This window comes from Halovenus halobia (genome assembly GCF_051414135.1).
Classification (GTDB): domain Archaea; phylum Halobacteriota; class Halobacteria; order Halobacteriales; family Haloarculaceae; genus Halovenus; species Halovenus halobia.
In genome coordinates this window covers 18,510-34,775 of record NZ_JBLKOA010000004.1, presented here as the reverse complement: position 1 = coordinate 34,775, position 16,266 = coordinate 18,510, and the positions used below count along the sequence as shown (strand labels likewise).

General features: G+C 61.9%; 20 protein-coding genes. 14 read left to right on the top strand and 6 right to left on the bottom strand.

The window, feature by feature from the left end:
- Both ACMGFM_RS10995 and ACMGFM_RS10990 read left to right on the top strand, forming a co-directional pair.
- Nucleotides 1-279 carry a DUF7854 family protein gene (locus tag ACMGFM_RS10995; protein WP_436902658.1) on the top strand — a complete coding sequence of 93 codons (279 nt, stop codon included), beginning with the start codon at nt 1-3 and terminating at the stop codon, nt 277-279.
- Between the two features lie 38 nt (nt 280-317).
- Nucleotides 318-968, top strand: a complete 651-nt coding sequence (locus ACMGFM_RS10990; protein WP_436902657.1) for a CRISPR-associated protein Cas4 — start codon at nt 318-320, stop codon at nt 966-968.
- On the opposite strand, the gene ACMGFM_RS10985 is transcribed toward ACMGFM_RS10990, so the two are convergent.
- From ACMGFM_RS10985 to ACMGFM_RS10975, 3 genes are read right to left on the bottom strand one after another with little or no spacing between them, the layout of a single operon-like run.
- Nucleotides 969-1,553 (bottom strand): L-threonylcarbamoyladenylate synthase, encoded by a 585-nt coding sequence (locus tag ACMGFM_RS10985; protein ID WP_436902656.1) that lies wholly within the window; start codon nt 1,551-1,553, stop codon nt 969-971.
- Between the two features lies 1 nt (nt 1,554).
- The gene (locus ACMGFM_RS10980; protein ID WP_436902655.1) at nt 1,555-2,082 is read right to left on the bottom strand and encodes a redoxin domain-containing protein; all 528 of its coding nucleotides are present in this window, start codon (nt 2,080-2,082) and stop codon (nt 1,555-1,557) included.
- Nucleotides 2,083-2,379: a glutaredoxin family protein gene (locus ACMGFM_RS10975; RefSeq protein ID WP_436902654.1), complete on the bottom strand. Its 297-nt coding sequence runs from the start codon at nt 2,377-2,379 to the stop codon at nt 2,083-2,085.
- Between the two features lie 97 nt (nt 2,380-2,476).
- Between ACMGFM_RS10975 and ACMGFM_RS10970 the strand changes: the two genes are divergently transcribed.
- Nucleotides 2,477-3,850, top strand: coding sequence for a hemolysin family protein (locus ACMGFM_RS10970; protein ID WP_436902653.1), 1,374 nt, complete (start codon nt 2,477-2,479; stop codon nt 3,848-3,850).
- 1 nt (nt 3,851) lies between these two features.
- Here ACMGFM_RS10970 and ACMGFM_RS10965 read toward each other — a convergent pair whose 3' ends face one another.
- Nucleotides 3,852-5,039 carry an inorganic phosphate transporter gene (locus tag ACMGFM_RS10965; RefSeq protein WP_436902652.1) on the bottom strand — a complete coding sequence of 396 codons (1,188 nt, stop codon included), beginning with the start codon at nt 5,037-5,039 and terminating at the stop codon, nt 3,852-3,854.
- Nucleotides 5,040-5,120: 81 nt separating this feature from the next.
- A complete protein-coding gene (locus ACMGFM_RS10960; protein WP_436902651.1) occupies nt 5,121-5,318 on the bottom strand; it encodes a hypothetical protein in 198 nt (65 codons plus the stop codon).
- Between the two features lie 117 nt (nt 5,319-5,435).
- Between ACMGFM_RS10960 and ACMGFM_RS10955 the strand changes: the two genes are divergently transcribed.
- The 10 genes from ACMGFM_RS10955 to ACMGFM_RS10910 all read left to right on the top strand — a co-directional run bounded on the left by ACMGFM_RS10955 (nt 5,436) and on the right by ACMGFM_RS10910 (nt 12,062).
- Nucleotides 5,436-5,948, top strand: a complete 513-nt coding sequence (locus tag ACMGFM_RS10955; protein WP_436902650.1) for a DUF5817 domain-containing protein — start codon at nt 5,436-5,438, stop codon at nt 5,946-5,948.
- Between the two features lie 51 nt (nt 5,949-5,999).
- A complete protein-coding gene (locus ACMGFM_RS10950; protein WP_436902649.1) occupies nt 6,000-7,292 on the top strand; it encodes a TIGR00341 family protein in 1,293 nt (430 codons plus the stop codon).
- An 80-nt stretch (nt 7,293-7,372) separates the two neighbouring features.
- Entirely contained in the window at nt 7,373-8,680 is a 1,308-nt protein-coding gene (aceB, locus tag ACMGFM_RS10945) for a malate synthase AceB (RefSeq protein WP_436902648.1), read from the top strand.
- Nucleotides 8,681-8,830: 150 nt separating this feature from the next.
- Entirely contained in the window at nt 8,831-9,121 is a 291-nt protein-coding gene (locus ACMGFM_RS10940; RefSeq protein ID WP_436902647.1) for a ribbon-helix-helix domain-containing protein, read from the top strand.
- Nucleotides 9,111-9,320 carry a type II toxin-antitoxin system RelE family toxin gene (locus tag ACMGFM_RS10935; RefSeq protein ID WP_436902646.1) on the top strand — a complete coding sequence of 70 codons (210 nt, stop codon included), beginning with the start codon at nt 9,111-9,113 and terminating at the stop codon, nt 9,318-9,320. The genes ACMGFM_RS10940 and ACMGFM_RS10935 overlap by 11 nt, the downstream gene beginning before the upstream one ends.
- A gap of 103 nt (nt 9,321-9,423) precedes the next feature.
- Nucleotides 9,424-9,846 carry a glutaredoxin family protein gene (locus tag ACMGFM_RS10930; RefSeq protein ID WP_436902645.1) on the top strand — a complete coding sequence of 141 codons (423 nt, stop codon included), beginning with the start codon at nt 9,424-9,426 and terminating at the stop codon, nt 9,844-9,846.
- Nucleotides 9,847-9,891: 45 nt separating this feature from the next.
- Nucleotides 9,892-10,791 carry a glycosyltransferase family 2 protein gene (locus ACMGFM_RS10925; protein ID WP_436902644.1) on the top strand — a complete coding sequence of 300 codons (900 nt, stop codon included), beginning with the start codon at nt 9,892-9,894 and terminating at the stop codon, nt 10,789-10,791.
- 84 nt (nt 10,792-10,875) lie between these two features.
- Nucleotides 10,876-11,403, top strand: coding sequence for a peptide-methionine (S)-S-oxide reductase MsrA (gene msrA, locus ACMGFM_RS10920; RefSeq protein ID WP_436902643.1), 528 nt, complete (start codon nt 10,876-10,878; stop codon nt 11,401-11,403).
- A 63-nt stretch (nt 11,404-11,466) separates the two neighbouring features.
- On the top strand, nt 11,467-11,688 hold the full coding sequence (locus tag ACMGFM_RS10915) for a hypothetical protein (RefSeq protein WP_436902642.1): 222 nt from the start codon (nt 11,467-11,469) through the stop codon (nt 11,686-11,688).
- Complete coding sequence (locus ACMGFM_RS10910; protein WP_436902641.1) at nt 11,688-12,062, top strand: hypothetical protein; 375 nt, start codon at nt 11,688-11,690, stop codon at nt 12,060-12,062. Before ACMGFM_RS10915 ends, ACMGFM_RS10910 begins: the two co-directional genes overlap by 1 nt.
- Nucleotides 12,063-12,275: 213 nt before the next feature.
- Here ACMGFM_RS10910 and ACMGFM_RS10905 read toward each other — a convergent pair whose 3' ends face one another.
- Complete coding sequence (locus ACMGFM_RS10905) at nt 12,276-12,707, bottom strand: DCC1-like thiol-disulfide oxidoreductase family protein (RefSeq protein WP_436902640.1); 432 nt, start codon at nt 12,705-12,707, stop codon at nt 12,276-12,278.
- 93 nt (nt 12,708-12,800) lie between these two features.
- On the opposite strand from ACMGFM_RS10905, the gene ileS reads away from it, so the two are divergent.
- Complete coding sequence (ileS, locus tag ACMGFM_RS10900; protein WP_436902639.1) at nt 12,801-16,082, top strand: isoleucine--tRNA ligase; 3,282 nt, start codon at nt 12,801-12,803, stop codon at nt 16,080-16,082.
- The last annotated feature ends 184 nt before the right edge of the window (nt 16,083-16,266 follow it).

Below are 16,266 nucleotides of genomic sequence, written 5' to 3'. Positions count from 1 at the left end.
ATGGACAGAATTGCCGCCCTCCGAACAATCGAAGAGGCACTGAGCAACTACGAAGCTGACGATATTGCCCTCCCAGAACTCGAGCGCGAAGTCCAGGGAATCCTGCGAACCTACGCAACGGAGTTCGATGACGAGACGACGGCCTACCGCGCCAGCGGCGACCCCAGTGCTGACGGGCTTGTCGTCGTGGCGTCCTCCCGGACCGAGGCCCGTAAACGAGTTGAACAGCACCTCGTTGACCCCGCTGGGACCGATTTCGATATCGAACCCGACGAGTGAGCCGAGGGTTTTTGTCCCAATCCGGGACCACGGTCCCTATGCACGCGTTTCGGGATATCGAGACTGCAGCGTACTGTCCTCGGAAACTGTACTACCGCCGTCAGGACCCCAGCGAGATAGAGCGTCCGTCAATTGTCGCCGAACGTCGTGACCTGGCGTTCGAGTATCAACGTCTGCTCGACGGCGAGAGTCTCGAAACGGCGCCAATCGAGGTGACGCCGACGCAGTTTCGCTCACGGCTGGGCTGCGCACGAGCGCAACTGGCGCGCTGGGAGGACCTCCTCAACCCTGCCGAGCGCGAGGCCTTCCTTAGCGGGCGAGAGTGCCGCGGTATTGCCCACAAGCGACTTGCCGACCCGCCGTCACTGTCGCTCGTCTTTGCCGGCCAGCCCCCCGACAACGGCGTCTGGCGACCACAGAGCGCGCGCCTGGTCGCCGCGGCAAAGGCCCTCGCGTGGGAAGAAGAGACACCGATTGAGACCGTGTACGCGGAGTATCCGGCCTACGGCGTGATTAGGCGAGTTGACGTGGACGCTCGGCGGACCGCCGCCTACCGAGAGGCAGTGCGAATCGCAGATTCGATTGAGGGACCGCCAGCCCGAATCGACAACGACCAGAAATGTGAGCCCTGTGAGTACCGCAGCGAGTGCGGTGTGCGCACGCGGTCGCTACTGAGCCGACTGGGCTGATTACGCAGAGAGCCAGTCGGCGACAGCGTCGGCTTCTTTCCCACGACGGTGAATCGTGTCTGCGGATACGTCGACAACCGTCGACCCGCCGCCGGGAGCAGTTCCGGTGTCGAGAATGACTGCCGCGCGTTGGCGGATTCGAGCGGCGAGGGCGTCGGGGTCGCGGACGCTGCCAGTGCCGCTGACGTTGGCACTGGTCGCCGTGATTGGGCCGGTGTGGTCGAGCAACTTCAGGGCGGCGTCGTGGTCCGGGATGCGGATACCGACGCGGTCACGGCCAGCAGTGAGCACGTCCGGGACCTGCGGGCCAGCCTCGACGACCACCGTCACCGGGCCGGGAAGAAACTCGGCGATGAACGCTCGTTCCCGGTCAGCGAGGATTGTGTACTCGGCGGCAGTCTCGATATCCGGGACGGCCATCGAGACGGGTTTCGAGCGGTCACGGTCTTTCGCGTCGAAGACTCCTTCGACAGCGTCGGCGTCCAGTGCGTCCGCTCCGAGGCCGTAGACAGTCTCTGTCGGGTAGACGACGAGTTTGCCGTCGCTGATGGCGCGGGCAGCACGGTCGAAATCGAGGCCGGTCATCTCACTCGGCGACGTCTTCGACGGCGGCTTCGAGCTCGTCGTAGTCGGGGAATGCAGGGTGTTCCTCGGCCGCCCAGGCGTACTGGACGGTGCGCTCCTCGTCGAGGACGAACGTCGCGGGCCGGGGTTCGGAGACCCCAGTCATCCCGTCGAGGTCGTTGACGATACCGTAGCGTTCTGCGACTTCGTTTGCGGGGTCGGAGAAGAGTGCGAAGTCGGTGTCCTCGATGTTGCGTTCGTCGAGTGTTGTCTTGTGCTCGTAGGGAGTCGAAATCGAGAGGCCGACCACGGTGGCGTCGTAGTCGTCGAACCCGCGGTCACGAATCTCGTTCCACATGTACGTGGTTGGGAAGGCGCCGTCCATCGGGTGGAACAAGAGGACGACAGGCCCCTCGTCGGTGAGGTCCGACAGCGAGGTGTCCTCCCAGTATTCGTCGTTGACCAGCGGGCGCTCGAAGTCGGGTGCAAGTTCGCCTTCCTCGGGGTGGTCCGGTGCGTCGAGGTCGACAACGTCGAAGTCCAGTTCCATTCAGGCACCCTCCGCTGACTCGGCCGGTGTGCTCGATTGGGCTGCCTGCTCGCCGTAGGTCTTGTCGAGATACTCGACGATGTTCGCACTCTCGGCGGTCGTGAGCCCGGTGTTCTCGTCGACGATAACCGGGACGGTCCGAACGCCGCTTGCGCGTTTGACCGCGTCGCGGGCCGAGTGCATCGGTTCGACGAACCGAGACTCGTACTCGAGGCCGTACTCCTGCAGTTTACGGACAACCCGCTCACAGAACGGGCACGCCTGTAGTCGATACAGCGTGATTTGGGACTCTGTCATGGTCGTCAGTACGAGCGAGAGACGTGTAAGCGTTTGCACCGCAGTCCGCGGGAAGTACAAAAACGCTTAATTCGGGAGGGCCAGAAAGTCAGGCGTGATGCATACTCTCGCTGGCGACACGCTCCAGAGTCTCCCGTTGTTGGGAATCGAAGTTGTCGGTATCTCGCTCTCGGGCACAGCGTTTGCCGCCATCGGTGCGTTAGCAATTGTCGTCCTGTTGGCACTGTCAGCGTTCTTTTCCTCCTCAGAGATTGCGCTGTTCTCATTGCCAACACACCGCGTCGATAGCATTGCCGAAAGCGGCGGGAAGGACGCAAAAACGCTCCAAGCGCTGAAATCCGACCCGCACCGGCTGCTCGTGACGATTCTCGTCGGGAACAACCTCGTCAACGTCGCGATGTCCTCGATTGCCACCGGACTATTGGGGTTTTTCATCGGTAATCAGGGCGTCGCTGTCGCGCTGGCTACGTTTGGAATCACCGCCCTCGTGTTGCTATTCGGCGAGAGTGCGCCCAAGTCCTACGCAGTCGACCACACCGAGTCGTGGGCGCTTCGGGTTGCTCGCCCCGTCCGGTTTGCTGAAGTGCTGCTGATGCCGCTGGTGTGGCTGTTCGACCACCTGACCAGAATCGTCAACAAGGTCACCGGCGGCCGAGCAGCCATCGAGGAGTCCTACATTACCCGCCAGGAGATCAGAGATATCATCGAGACAGGCGAACGCGAAGGGGTGCTCGAAGCGGACGAGCGTGAGATGATTCAGCGGACGCTACGGTTCAACCGGACCATCGCCAAGGAAGTGATGACGCCGCGACTCGATATGACCGCCGTCTCGAAAGACGCCTCCATCGACGAGGCCATCGAAACCTGCGTCCAGAGCGGCCACAACCGCCTGCCGGTCTACGACGGCGAACTCGACAACGTCATCGGAATTGTCGAGGTGACAGAGCTCGTCCGGGACCGACACTACAGCCCCGAGGAAAACGTCGACCTCGACGACCTCATCAACCCGACGCTACACGTCCCAGAGTCGAAAAACGTCGACGAACTCCTGACCGAAATGCGCGAAAAGCGACTGAATATGGTCATCGTCATCGACGAGTTCGGAACTACTGAAGGACTCGTCACGATGGAGGACCTCGTCGAGGAGATTGTCGGCGAGATTCTCGAAGGCGGCGAACAAGAGCCAATCGAGTTCGAGAACGACGACGCCGCGGTGGTCAAAGGCGAAGTCAACATCGACGAAGTCAACGAGACTCTGGGAATCGAACTGCCAGAAGGCGAAGAGTTCGAGACGATTGCTGGCTTCATCTTCAACCGGGCCGGTCGGCTGGTCGAGCAGGGTGAACAGATCGAGTACGACGGACTCAACATCCGCGTCGAGCAGGTCGAGAACACCCGAATCATGCGCGCTCGCATCTCCGGACTCGAAGCGTATCAGGCCGAACAGGAAATCGAAATTGACGAAGAGTAACTCAGAGGACGGCACTGATAGCAGTAAACAGCCCGAAACTGAGGACGAACGCCCCAACCAGTGAGGCAATCCACGCCAGTACTGTGTAGGCCATCTTGCCGCCGCTGACTTCTCCTTCGCCGTCGCCGCTGGCCGCGTAGCCGCTGCCGATAATCGCGGAGACAATAATCTCGTTGAACGAGACAGGGATGCCGAAAAACACCGCCGTCTGTGCAATTGCGAACGAGGGAATCAATGCTGCAATCGAGCGGTTCGGCCCCAGCGCGGAGTAATCCTGTGAGAGTGCCTTGATCATCCGCGGCGCGCCGGTCCATGACCCGACCAGCAGCCCCAGTCCGCCGAAGGCAAGCACAGCAACAAGCGGGACCTGAACGTCTCCAAGCAGCGGGATGAGCGGCCCTAGCGCGAGGCCAACCTGACTCCCCCCGGCCGAGAACGCGACCAGTCCACCGAGGACGAGCAGAAACTGTTGCTGTGCGCCAGCGGGGTCGACGCGGGTCCGGTACCACAACAGGAGCGTGATGACCGCGGCGACGGCAAGCGAAACACCGACGAACGTTACCGTGCCGCCGCCGAGCGCGCGGACTGACGCTCCCGCAAGCGAGCCCTGTTGGTCGCCAGGGGCGAAGAAAACGAACTGGATATTGGCGAGCAACAATCCAATCACGCCGCCCAGCAGCGGAACCGCGAGTTCAGTCGGAACGGCCTCAGCCCGGAGCAGTCGGGCAATCGCGTATGAGAACCCACCGCCAATGAACGGCGTTAACACCCACAGCGTCGCGATTTCCTGGTATTTGGCCCATGCCGGGTCACCGCCCATCGCCAACCCAACGCCGACGACCGCGCCTGTCACGGTGAACGCAGTTGCGATTGGGTAGCCGGTGAAAATGCCGATTGCGACGAGGATTGCGGCCATCATCAGCGCGATAATCGCGGCCAGCGCCGACAGTTGCGTGCCGATAATAAGTTCCTCACCGACGGCCGAGGTGACGTTTGCACCCTGTAAAATTGCGCCAGAGAAGCCAAGAATGCCGACCAGAAAGCCGGCACGCATAATCGAGATTGCGTTGGCCCCGACAGCAGGGGCAAACGGTGTTGATCCTGACGATCCAGCACCAATCGCCCACGCCATGAACAGACTGGCGAGGCCGGCGACCAGAAGCGTAGCGACCAGCGTCCCAGTGACCATCTGGGCGTCGGTACACAGCGAACCCGTATGAGACTGCCGGTTGACCGCCGTCAGCGGGGCGAGATAGCTGTCTGACGCCGGTCAGTTCTCGCGTCTGGTCTGAAGGTACCAGCTGAAGACTCCGAACGAGAGTCCGCCGAACAGGCCGGGAATCAGCCCGTCGGCCAGTCCGTCGCCAAGAATGAAACTACCAAGTGTGAATATCCCAACCCAGACGGCGACATTGACGGCGACGTAGACCAGTGGATGTTCTATATCGACACCAAGTAGCTCGGCCATGTTACCGGCTACCACAGGTTGTTTGATAAACCACACTGCAGCGTTTCTCAGCCTGAAGCCCGTACCGACTCGGCCCGTGAAGCGAATATTGATTGGGGTTGGGACGAACAGACGGGTATGTACGCGGTCGTTGGTTGTGGCGAGTGCCAGGCGCTGTGGATTGTCGAGGGCAGACCCGAGCGCAGCGAGTGTCCTCGCTGTGGGACGAGTCGGAAATACGAGAAGCGACGCGAGTTCGTGACGACTGACGACGAGGACCACGCTCGCGAGGTGCGCGCGTCGATGCTGGCCGCCCGACAGGACCAGAGCGACGCCTTCGCCGAACTGGATTCCTTTGGGGAACTCGACGACCAGGTCGAACAGGCAGGAATCGACGACGAAACGTATCTCGCCGAGTCGGGAATCGACCCCGGGGAAGTCGCCGCTGCCGGCGAGGAAGACGCCACATCGCGGAGTCGCGAGGAAATCGTGCGTGCAGCCATTCGCGAGCAGTCAGCACCCACAGAGGCAGACATCGTCGAATACGCGAGCGAGCACGACGTGTCGGCGTCCTACACTGAGCGAGCGCTCGAAAAGCTTCGCCGGGCCGGAGAAGCGAGCGAGAGCGGCGGGCAGTATCGGCTGTTGTGAACGGAGCAGTGAGAGCGGTGGTTATTTTTCTCTCGGCAGCGAGTGCCAGACGTGCGCCTCGTCCAGATTACGATTCCCTCGGGCAAGCGGGAAACGCTGCTCTCGACACTCGACGACGAGGGCGTCGATTACGTCGTCTCCGACGAGACGAGCGGTCGGGAGTACTCCGGTGTCGTCCACATTCCGCTGCCGACCAACGCAGTCGAACCTGTGCTCGAGTCGCTGCGGGCTGCCGGACTGGACGACAGTTCCTACACCGTCGTGATGGAGGCGAATACGGTCGTTTCCCGGCAGTTCGACCAACTCGAAGAGAAGTACGCCGAGGAGAAAGACGAAGACCAGATTGCACGGGACGAACTGGTCGCCGCGGCTGACAGTCTCGCACCCTCGACGCGAACATACATCATCATGACCGTCGTCAGCGCGCTGATTGCAACGGCCGGGCTACTGCTCGACTCGCCAGCAGTCGTCGTCGGGTCGATGGTCATCGCGCCGCTCGTCGGCCCGGCGATGGCCGCCAGCGTCGGCACTGTCGTCGACGACCGCGAGATGTTCGCTCGCGGTGTCCGGCTCCAGATTGTGGGGCTGTTACTGGCGATTGGGACAGCCTTCGTGTTCGCCTTTGCCGTCCGAGAAATCAACCTCATCCCGCCGCTGGCAGATGTGACGGCAATTCCGGAAGTCCGCGAGCGGGTCGCGCCAGACTTTCTGTCGTTGATTATCGCCATCGGTGCTGGTATCGCGGGGATTGTCAGCCTCATGACCGGTGTTTCGGCGGCGCTGGTGGGCGTGATGATTTCCGTCGCGTTGATTCCGCCGGCGGCGACTGTCGGTATCGGGCTGGCGTGGGGCCAGCCGATGGTCAGCCTCAGTTCGGTCGTGCTCGTGTTGGTGAACGTGCTGTCGATCAACCTCTCGGCGCTGGTGGTGCTGTGGTACAGCGGCTACCGGCCAGAACACTGGTTCCGTCGCTCCGACGCGAAGCGAGCGACGGCTACCCGGGTCGGCGCGCTCGTCGTCGCGATTGCCGTGCTCTCGGTGTTTCTGGTCGGCGTGACCCTCGACTCCTTCCAGCGCGCCACGACCGAAGAGCAGATTCAAGACGACACCGCCGCGGCAATCGCAGAGTACGACGACGACCGCGGTATCCAGCAGTTGAGCGTCGAGGTGGAGTACCCCTCAGAAGTTCCCTTCGAGGACCCCGAGCGGGCAGTCGTGACCGTCGGGGTACCACCGGGCGAACAGGTCACCGGACTGGCCGAGGAGATTAGCCGCCGGGTCCAAGAGTCGACGGGAACCAACCCCGTAATTGAGGTCCGGTACGTCACCATCGAGCGCGGATAGCCGGCCAGTTCCGCGTTCGGTACTTAAGGGGACACATATCGAAACCTAAAACAGTGTTTCTCCCGACCCTGTGAGTGAACATGAGTGTTGACAAGCGGCTCCACGAGCGAAAGTTCGTTCGGACGTTTTTCACGACGCCGACGGCAGAGCAGGGCGAAGACGATTCCGCGAAGAAGCTGCGCAGTGCAATCGGCCTGCGCGGGATGCAGGCACCTGACGTCTGGGTGCCGGACAACGAGGACGCCACCGCGCCGAACATGCGCGACGAAGGTGCAGAGAACATCGCTGACGTCGTCGCCGAGGACGGTGAGGAGTTCCCTGGTGAGATTCACCCCCGCGTCGTCTGGCACCGCGACAGCCCCCAGACACGCTACAAGGGCTTCCAGCACATGCTCGAAATCGCCGACCCCGAAAACGGCGCTGTCGAAAACATCGACGGCTTCGTCATCCCGGAAGTCGGTGACCTCGACGACTGGAAGAAAGCAGACGAGTTCATGACCATCGTCGAAAACGAGTACGGCCTCGAAGAGGGTAGCCTCGCCATGTCGGTCATCATCGAGAGCGGAACGGCCGAACTGGAAATGGGCCGTCTCCGTGACGAGATTGGCAAACCATCGAACAACCTCGAACGGATGTTCCTGCTGGTCGACGGCGAAGTCGACTACACGAAGGACATGCGCGCCATCACGCCAACCGGCGCGCTCCCCGAGTGGAAGGAACTGCGACACAACACCTCCCGCGCAGCCAGCGCCGCCGGCCTCATCGCCGTCGACGGTCCGTTCGACGACATCCGCGACGTTGCGGGCTACCGCCAGCGCATGACCGAAAACCAGGCAATGGGTCAGCTCGGTATCTGGTCGCTGACGCCGGGTCAGGTTGTCGAAGCCAACAAAGCCCCACTCCCACCGAAAGAGGGCTACTGGCTCATTGACGAGGACGGCGAAGAAGTCGAACTCGACGCCGAAGACGGCGTGCAGCAGTACGTCGGCGACAAGATTTCCCTCGAAGCAGATGGCGACGAGTACCACCTCACCGTCGGCAACGACACGCAGGTGCTCAGCCACGACGAACTGCAGACTGAACTGGTCGACCTGACGGCCTACGTGCCGAGCCTTGACGACATCGTCGACTCCATGGAGGAGTTCGAGGCCGCCAAGGAAGCCGGCAAGGGCGCAATCGCCATGACCCGCGCGACGACCGTCAGCATCGACGGCGTCGAGGTCGACATTAGCTCCGACCGAATGTGGGACGAGGCAACCTATCAGGCTCTGCAGACGCCGATTACGCTGTTCCAGGACGTCTACGACAACCGTCCAGACCAGCACGACGACCTCGCCGAACTCTACGGCGAGGACGTCGTCAACCGCGCGAACGAAGTCGGTAACTGAGCGGATTCGACCTGCGAATTTTTTGACGAGCGGTACTGCGGCTGGTAACTCTGAATCTAAAGCGTGCAACAGCCGTGGTGACCGGAGAGCGCGTGCTGGCACCCTGGCGACAGCAGCGTTTTTGTATATACGTCTGCAAAGCATCTGTATATGTCTGGTACGGATAATACGGCAGGCGACGACGGCCCCGAGATGGTCCAGATTAATCTCCGACTCAGCAAGGCGTTCCTCGAAGATATCGACGCAACGTGGGAGCAAGAGGGCTTTAATTCCCGAAGTGAGTTTCTCCGGTACGCCGCGCGTGACGCGGTGAAACACCCAGCGTTCTCCCGCGAGGGCTGGAAACAGATTGCGGCGAGCGAACACGAACTCCGGTCGGGTGAGTCGGAGATGGTCTCTCGGGAGGACGTGCTTGAGATGATGGGTGAGGATGACGAGTGAGGAGGACTGGAGCTGGCAGTTCACGCCGCAGGCTGCGGACCAGTTCGAGTTACTCGACGGGCACGTTCAGGACCGAATCGTCTCGAAGCTCCGAGTCGGCCAGTATTGTCTCGCCTGCGTACTCAACCATGGCGGCCAGGTTCTCGAAATCCACCGAATCGAACACCGGAGTGGAGCGTACACAGCTGATGACGACTGAAAACGAAGCGCTCCGGGCAGCCAACAGCGTGGCAGAAGACGTCGAGAGAACGAGTGCGATTCTCAACGCCAACGTTTTGGACGCCGAGCCACCAGTATAGCGTATGACGTTTGACCCCACGGAACCAGACCTGAGTCCCGACGAAGTACAGGAGGTCGTCGACGAGGCAATCGAATCGGAGGAAGTCGTCCTGTTCATGAAAGGCGACGCGCGGATGCCACAGTGTGGCTACTCACAGAAGGCAGTCACACTGCTCCAGCAGTACCGCGGTGCTGACGGTGTCGCCACCGTCGACGTACTCCAGAATCTGGAAGCGTTCCGCGAGGCGCTGAACGAACACAGCGGCTGGGAGACCACCCCGCAGACGTTCGTCGACGGCGAGTTCATCGGTGGCAGCGACATCCTCGAAGAGCACCACGAGAACGGTGACCTGGCCGAGAAGGTGAATGTCGACCCCGAAACCGTCGAAGTCGGCGCAGAATCCGACAGTGCAGGCGAGAGCAGCGACGTCGAAGCTCCATTCTAGCGCGGCCCACGGCGCTTATATGCGAGCCACTCAGTAGACACGGGTATGGAGTTGTCCGTCGTCGTTCCAACACTGAACGCCCGTGACGAGCTGACGGGCTGTCTGGACGCACTTGCCGAGCACGCGCCAGACACAGAAGTGCTCGTCGTCAACGGGCCCTCAGCGGACGGGACGACGGGGATGGTTCGCGAGCGCGACGACGTCGATGTTCTGATCGAGTTGGCCGACCGGACGATCAACGCCGCACGGAACGCCGGTATCGACCGGGCTCGCGGCGACGCAATCGCGCTGGTCAACCACACCCTCTCTGTCACTGAGCGGTGGCTTGAGGCCGTCCGGGAGGGGATTCAATCCAACAAGGTCGTGACCGGCCCGACGCTGACGCTTCCCGACGGACGGGTCGTCCGGGATGTCGAACGCGAGACGGTCGCCGGCCGAGCGATTACCTATCTGAATGCTGGTAACATGGCCTTCCAGCGAGAGGTCAGCGAGCAACTGGATGGGTTCGACGAATACCTGCAGATTGGTGGCGCACGAGATTTCGCCCACCGACTCGCCGCGACAGGTGTCGAGGCACGCTGGGACGAAGAGATGAGTGTCACCCGCGGCGTCGACGCCGACGGCGGCGAACTCGAAGTCGACAGAGACTGGAAATACCGCTCGCTGGGCTACCGACTCGTCAAAAACTACAGTTTGCGCCCGAGGGTTCTCGGGCGGCTAGGTGGCCTCGCACTGCGCGACGCGGGCGGTGAACTCAAAGCCGTCTCCCGCGGTGAAAGTCGTCCATCGCAATGGTTCGGGGCGGGTCGTGACGTGGTGACAAATATTCTCGGCGGCTGTAAGGATGGGCTCGCTGCCCGCCGACAGGACGACGCGCCGCGGCGCAACCCCAACGGTCGCTCGTCCCGGACTGACCGCGCAGTGACGGTCTACGACTGGCGCTGAGCCGTGAGGTCGTCGAGTGTGTGTGCGAGCGCTTCTCGGTTACTGCGCAGTCAGATACATACGAATTCGGCTCTAATGTCGCGTATGTCCGACAAGGCAACATTCGGCGGCGGCTGTTTCTGGTGTGTCGAAGCGGCGTTCAAAGAACTCGACGGCGTCCATGCGGCCGTCTCGGGCTACGCCGGTGGCCATACCGAGGACCCCAGTTATCGGGCGGTCTGTTCGGGAAATACCGGCCACGCTGAGGTCGTACAGGTCGAGTACGACCCCGATGTAATTGGCTACGACGAACTGCTGGAGGTGTTTTTCGCGGTTCACGACCCGACACAACTCAACCGACAAGGGCCGGACGTGGGGACGCAGTATCGTTCGATCATCCTCTACGACGGCGAAGACCAGCGCGAGCAGGCCGAAGCCTACATCGAAGCGCTCGACGAGGAGTACGACGACGATGTCGTGACCGAACTCGACCGACTTGAGACCTTCTACCGGGCAGAGGAGAAACATCAAGACTACTTCGAGAAAAATCCCAACGACGCCTACTGTCAGATGCACGCCCAGCCGAAAATCGAGAAAGTCCGCGAGAAATTCGAGCAGAAACTGCAGGCCTGAGTCGGGCACCGAGAAATGTTGGGCAGTACGGAACTTTAAGTAACAGTTTTCCCTAGAGGAGGTATGAGCGAAACAGATGCTCCAGAAGAACATGTCGACGAGACAACGACCTGGCCAGAACTCGCAATCGGTCTCTATGACCGGCTGACCGGTCGCGGCGCAGAAATCACCTACGAGTTCACCGATATGGAGATAGACGTGCCGAGTAAGACCGGTGAGGACGCCGAACATGCCCGCTGGCGTGTCGACGGTGAACTACGAATTACGACTGAAGACCGCGACTGATGGCCGTCGACGCCGCCGGTGACTCGCTTGCGGAGCTTGCTCACCAGCGTGGCCGACTGCAGATCGAGGCAAATCTGTCGGTGACAGTCGAGGGGCGGGTGTTCGCAGTTGACGGACGCGGAGACCGGGTCGTCGTACAGGCACCCTCGGTTGCGGCCTGTCTTGTTGTGCTGCAACAGGGTAGCGGATTCGTTGCAGAACTGGCGAATTTTTTGGATGCAGCCGGCGTAACTCTCGAAGTCAGAACGGGGGATGCCGTGCTCGCAGTTGTCGGTGCCGAGGCCAACGCGGGGCGACTGACCGCAGCGTTGGTTTCTGAGGCTGTCGAGGTCCGGGCTGGCGGCGTGCTCGCCGGGTTGCTCCGCCTGCGGTAAGCTACGGCCCGTTTTCGCCGGTAGCGCGACGAGTACTCGTCTGGGAGGGTCACTGACGAGTATTTCGCGATAAACCAAATGCCGCGATATCAAATAGCGGTTCTGCAGCGAACCCACGCCGGAGTAGACTGACAAAACGCAGTGTCGTGGTGCCAAAGCCGGGGCTGGGAGTGAAACGCGAGTTCTCTCCGGCAGAATAGGGCGAGTCGGTAGTTAGGCTTCGGCGCGGATATCGCGGTCCTGTGAGTTGGCCGCGAGCGCGTCGAAGGCGGCCGCGCCAGCCTCGGTTAGTTCGTAGCGTTCGTGCACGTCGTCGGGGTCACGGCCCCGGCCGCTGGCCAGTCCGACGACCTTGGCAATCGACTCGTAATTATCTCGGACAAGCGAGCCGACCAGTCCCGGCATGCCGGCACGGTCGGTCAACTCCTCGGCGGCGGCCCGGCCACCGTAGACGGCCTTCTCGGTGCGGTCGACCAGCACCATCGCGAAGGGCGTCTCGCCGAACTGTGCTTCGAGGAACTGCTGTGCGGCGTCGTCGTACCACGAAATCGCACCGATGTCGTCGATGGCTTCCAGAGCCCGAGCGGCGACCGAGCAGTACGGACACTCGCCGTCGTAAATCAGAACGGAGTCGTAATCGCTCACGACTTGTATTGGGGCTGGAGGGGCAAAAACTGTCGTCTGAGCTGCTCACACACAACCGATTGTCCTTTAATCCCGCCGCCGGATATATCGTGTATGAGCGACGAGCAGACTGGGGGTCACGGCCGATTCGAGGACGTGACCGACCAGTACGAGCCTGCGGCAGTCGAAGACCGGGTCTTCGAGTACTGGGATGCGGTCGACGCCTACGAACAGACGGTCGAGCACCGTGCCGATGAGGAGACGTTTTTCTTTGTCGACGGCCCACCGTACACCTCCGGCGCAGCGCACATGGGCACAACCTGGAACAAGACGCTGAAGGACGCCTACATCCGCTATCACCGGATGCAAGGCTACGACGTGACCGACCGGCCGGGCTACGACATGCACGGCCTCCCCATCGAGACGAAAGTCGAGGAGCGACTTGACTTCGAGAACAAGAAAGATATCGAGGAGTTCGGCGAGCAGGCCTTCATCGAGGAGTGCAAGGACTTCGCCGAGGAGCAACTCGACGGCCTGCAGGAGGACTTCCAGGACTTCGGCGTCTGGATGGACTGGGACGACCCGTACAAAACAGTGAATCCCGAGTACATGGAAGCCGCGTGGTGGGGCTTCGAGCAGGCTCACGAGCGCGGCCTCGTCGAGCAGGGGATGCGCTCGATCAACCAGTGTCCCCGCTGTGAGACCGCCATCGCCAACAACGAGGTCGAGTACCACGAAGTGCACAAGCCGTCGATTTACGTCAAGTTCCCACTGCGCGAGACTGACCGAGGGGAGGTCTCGGACGGCGCGAGCGGCGAAGCCGCGAGCGAAGAGCGTGAGGGGAACCTCGTTATCTGGACGACGACGCCGTGGACCATCGTCGCAAACACCTTCGTCGCCGTCGACGGTGACCTCGATTACGTTGGCGTGGATGCAGAGAAAAACGGCGAAACCGAGCGCCTGTACGTTGCCGAGGCAGTCGTCGAAGAAGTGCTGAAAGAGGGTCGCTACGAGGAGTACGAAATCGTCGAGACCCTCAGCGGCGAGGAGATGGTCGGCTGGGAGTACGACCACCCACTGGCCGAGGAGGTGCCAGACCACGCGAGCGCCGAAGGTTCGGGACAGGTCTACACCGCAGAATACGTCGAAGCCGACCGAACTGGACTGGTCCACTCCGCGCCCGGTCACGGTGAAGAGGACTTCGAGCGCGGGCAGGAACTCGGGCTAGAAGTGTTCTGTCCGGTCGACAGCGACGGGCGGTACAACGACGACGCCGGCGAGTACGCCGGCACATTCGTCCGCGAGGCAAACGACGCGATTATCGGCGACCTCAGCGCGAAGGGGCACCTGCTCGCAGACGACCAGACGAACGTCCGCGAGGGGCAGTGCTGGCGCTGTGACACCGATATCGTCCGCATCGTCACCGACCAGTGGTTCATCACCATCACCGACATCAAGGATGACCTGCTCGCGAACATCGAGGATTCCGAGTGGCATCCGTCGTGGGCCCGAGACAACCGCTTCCGCGACTTCGTCGAGGAGGCCCCGGACTGGAACGTCTCCCGACAGCGCTACTGGGGCATTCCGATTCCAATCTGGACACCCGAAGACTGGGATGGTGATATGTCGAACGTCGTCGTCGTCGGCGACCGCGAGGAGTTGGCCGACCGAGCAGACCAGGAAATCGACCCCGAATCGGTCGACCTTCACAAGGGCACCGTCGACGAGATTACAATTACCGAGGACGGGACGACCTACAGTCGCGTCGGCGACGTGTTCGACGTGTGGCTGGATTCCTCCGTTGCGTCGTGGGGAACACTCGATTATCCCGAGAAGCAAGCCGAGTTCGACGAACTGTGGCCTGCTGACTTGATTATGGAAGCCCACGACCAGACCCGCGGGTGGTTCTGGTCGCAGCTCGGGATGGCCACTGCTGCGATGGACGAAATTCCGTACAAACAGGTGCTGATGCACGGCTACGCGAACATGCCCGACGGTCGCGGGATGTCCAAGTCGAAGGGCGTGCTCATCGACCCGCACGACGTCATCGAGAAGCACGGCCGCGACCCGATGCGGTTGTTCCTGCTGTCGGTGACCGCTCAGGGCGAGGACATGAACTTCTCGTGGGAGGAGACCAGCGAAATGCAGCGGCGACTCAACATCCTTTGGAACGTCGCGCGCTTCCCACTGCCGTACATGCGCGCGGACGATTTCAATCCCGACGAGACGACAGTCGAGGCAGTCGAGGACGACCTCGAACTCGTCGACGAGTGGGTGCTCTCGCGGCTCCAGAGCGTCGAGGTTGCGATGACCGAGCACATGGACGACTTCGAGAACGACAAGGCCGTTGAGGAACTGCTGGACTTCGTCGTCGAGGACGTCTCGCGGTTCTACATCCAGGTCGTTCGCGAGCGAATGTGGGAGGAGAGTGAGTCGGCCTCCAAGCAGGCCGCCTACGCCACGCTGTATCGCGTGCTCGAAGAGGTCTCGGCCCTCTTTGCGCCGTTCACGCCCTTCGTCGCCGAGGAGATTTACGACGCGCTGACCGGCGACGCCGGCCACCCGACCGTCCACATGTGTGACTGGCCCGAGGCAGACGAGCAGTTCCGCGACCCGCAACTGGAACGGGAAATCGAAATCGTGCGGGAGGTCGAACAGGCCGGCTCTGCAGCGCGCCAGCAGGCCGAGCGGAAACTCCGCTGGCCCATCGCACGAGCGGTCGTCAGCGCACCGACCACGGAGGTCGTCGAGGCTGTCGAGGCCCAGCGCGACCTGCTCGAAGAGCGGCTAAACGCCCGGAGTATCGAGATTGTCGGCCCCGACGAGGACTGGGCGGAACTGGCCTACTCCGCGGAGGCAGACATGAGCGAACTCGGTCCTGCCTTCGGCGATGACGCCGGCCGTGTGATGAATGCGCTCAACGAGGCCTCAGTGGACGAGTGGAGTCTCGACGCGCTCGAAGCAGCCGTCGAAGACGCGACCGGACTCGCTGTCGACCTCGAAGACTCGATGGTCAAGCCAGTGCTGGAACTGCCCGATGGCGTCTCCAGCGCCGAGTTCGCGGTCGAGGATGCCGACGAGCAGGTGAGCGGGCAGGTCTACGTCGATACCACGCTGACCGACGACATCGAGAGTGAGGGCTACGCTCGCGAGGTTATTCGGCGGGTGCAGGAGATGCGCAAAGACCTCGAACTGGACATTCAGGCAGGCATCCGTCTCAGTCTCGACGTGCAGGACGACCGCGTCGCTGACCTCGTCCGCGAGCACGAGGACCTAATCGCCGATGAGGTCCGCGGCAAATTCGGGGCTGTCGAGGACGGCCACCGCAAGGAGTGGGAGGTCGAAGGCGTGACGATGGACATCGCCATCGAGAAGATTGCCGAAGCGACGGCGTAACGCAGTCTGAGCGGATTTTCCATTTGGATAGCATCCGCGCGAGCGCAGCGAGCGCGGTTCACTCGCTGCGAGCGGCGCGAGCAGCGAGAGCTTTTTCGCCCACGTTTTTTCGGCGAGCGGTGCGCGGAGCGCACCCGAGTCGAAAAAAGGTGGTCTGTCGGGAACGGAGGGATGTGCAGCCACG